The following is a 1,734-nucleotide window of genomic DNA, read 5'->3' as shown; positions in this document are numbered from 1 at the left end:
TGGTTCTTTCCGAAGTTAGTTGAAAATAAGTGATTTTCCTAATCATGTGTGATATACTGATAAGTAATCGGATACTTATGATTAGGGAGATGCTACATATGGATGAATTTATTAAACTTTTAGACTCGGGACTAGATTATGTAAATCATGAAATTATAGGGGATACCATCGTTATTCATGTTGTTTCCAATAGAGCGGAAGTCATATGCCCTTATTGTGGGTGTGCTTCTTCAAAAAAACACAGTGTATACGAACGCAGTTTTCAGGATCTTCCTGTCATGGGCATGAAAAGCAGGATTATCTTAAGCAACAGGAAAATGTTCTGTACCAATCCGACATGCAGCCATACCACGTTTGCAGAAACTTTCCCCTTTATAAGACCAAAAGCGAAAAAAAGCAGCCGTCTGCTGGACAGGATTGTGGATGTTTCCCTGAATGTCAGTTCACTAAATGCGTCCGACATTTTGAAAAACGGGATTGCCGATGTGGGTAAAAGCACGATCTGCAATCTCTTAAAAAAAGATATACCCCTTCCGGAGAAAGAAAAGGTCATTAAGGTGTGCATAGACGATTTTGCATTTAAAAAGAGGCATACTTATGGAACTATTATGGTAGATATTGATTCACACAGGATTATTGACCTGCTCCCATCACGTGAGATTGGAGATGCAGCAGAATGGCTGTCTGCTTTTCCAAATCTTGAGATTGTTTCCCGTGACGGCTCGGTATCTTATCACAGCGCCATAAAACAGGCAGATAGAAATATCATACAAATCAGTGACCGTTTTCACTTGCTGAAAGGGCTGACAGATGCCGCCAAAACGGTAATTGCTTCTCTTGTCGCTGCTAATATAGGGATTCCGGCGTCAGCGTCTCATTATGAGGGAACAGAGACCACTGATTACTGGGAAAAAGACTCCGTAAGAGAAGATTTTCCGACCAGGGAGCATAATGCGAACTGCGAAAAAAAAAGGTAATCGAAAAAGTTCTGGAATTGACAAAGCAGGGATGGACACGTACAAAGATTGCAGAAGAGATAGGAATATCTTACGCTACAGTAAGGCGCTGCCAAGCTCCAGATTTTTCTCCTGTACACGGCAGGTGCAATACAACCCGTGACAGCAAGATCAAGCCCTATGCAGAAAAGATTAAGCAGATGATAAAGGAGGGGAGAGCTTTCCGCCAGATAGAGGAAGCCATAAAGCAGGATGGATATGACGGGGCGTCTTCGACAATCCGGATGTATACGACCCGCGAACGTAAACTCATGAAAGAAGCGAAAGGAGACAGTGGGGGAAATGCAGAAAAAATAGAACGGAAATGGCTGATAAGTCTGTTATATAAACCGGTCGATAAGGTAAAAAAGATATCTCAGGAACAGCTTGATAAAGTGATTGAAAAATATCCGCAAATCGGAGAAGTCTATGATGTCGTAAAAACATTTAAAAACACGTTGTTTTCTAAGAAACCGGACGAACTGGAAAAATGGATGGATGAAGCAGAAAGACTGGAACTGAAACAGATTTGCAGATTTGTGAACGGACTGAGGAGAGATATCGACGCTGTAAAAAAAGCAATTGAACTGGATTATAATAATGGGCTTGCGGAAGGAAGCGTCAATAAGTTAAAAGTAGTGAAGCGGATTATGTATGGCCGCAACAGCTTCGAACTACTAAAAGGGAAGCTGTTGCGGCTTGAATTAAGACGTAAATTCAACTAACTTTGGAAAGAACC

General features: G+C 41.3%; 2 protein-coding genes. Both read left to right on the top strand.

Annotation, left to right across the window (positions count from 1 at the left end):
• The first annotated feature begins 98 nt into the window (after positions 1-98).
• Positions 99-977 carry a transposase gene (locus tag E5329_RS31415; RefSeq protein WP_275443884.1) on the top strand — a complete coding sequence of 293 codons (879 nt, stop codon included), beginning with the start codon at positions 99-101 and terminating at the stop codon, positions 975-977.
• 17 nt (positions 978-994) lie between these two features.
• The gene (locus E5329_RS28970; protein WP_275443883.1) at positions 995-1,720 is read left to right on the top strand and encodes a transposase; all 726 of its coding nucleotides are present in this window, start codon (positions 995-997) and stop codon (positions 1,718-1,720) included.
• Positions 1,721-1,734 lie beyond the last annotated feature (14 nt).

The organism is Petralouisia muris (assembly GCF_004793545.1).
In the GTDB taxonomy this organism is placed as follows: domain Bacteria; phylum Bacillota; class Clostridia; order Lachnospirales; family Lachnospiraceae; genus Petralouisia; species Petralouisia muris.
Note: the sequence above shows the minus strand (reverse complement) of the source record. Positions and strands in the feature narration are given on the sequence as shown.

Bases quoted from the DNA above. Each gene is read 5' to 3' on its own strand.
- E5329_RS31415 (WP_275443884.1), top strand. From the start codon at position 99: ATGGATGAATTTATTAAACTTTTAGACTCGGGACTAGATTATGTAAAT.